1 protein-coding gene is annotated in these 552 nt (G+C 49.3%); it reads left to right on the top strand.

Going from position 1 to position 552, the window contains the following annotated elements; genetic code table 11:
* On the top strand, positions 1-552 hold a 552-nt coding region (locus ACS8FC_RS20070; RefSeq protein ID WP_439298080.1), incomplete at both ends, for an aldehyde dehydrogenase family protein.

Here is a 552-nt window from a genome sequence, read left to right as displayed (position 1 = left end):
ATTTGAACAAGACTTGGTCAGCGACACCCATCATCAATGGCAAAGCGGTCACTGACTATGAAGTAGATGGCGTCACTCATCAACTTGATGCGCAGCCTGTACGTGCGCCTTGGAATCATGACGTGAGCGCGGGCGAAGTCAAATATGCCAATGCAGCGTTGGCGCGCCAAGCGATTGATGTGGCTGTAGCGGGTCAAAGCATGTGGCAAAACGTAGCCGTGACCAAGCGTGCGGCAATACTGCGTAAAATCGCTGAGCTATTTGAAGAAAACTACGCTGAGCTGATGGCACTCTGCCAAGTCGAAGCTGGTAAGACCATGCAAGACAGTATCGATGAAATCAAAGAAGCCGTTGATTTCTGTCGTTTTTACGCTGATGAAGCAGAGCGCCTAGACGATGTCGTGCATGAGTTTACAGATTTGTCTGGTAAGCAATCTCGTCAAGTTTATAAACCACGTGGCACTTTTGTGTGTATTAGCCCATGGAACTTCCCATTGGCTATCTACACGGGTCAAATCGTGGCGGCACTGGCAGCAGGTAATACGGTAGTTG

This window comes from Psychrobacter sp. 1Y4 (genome assembly GCF_051847555.1).
Note: the sequence above shows the minus strand (reverse complement) of the source record. Positions and strands in the feature narration are given on the sequence as shown.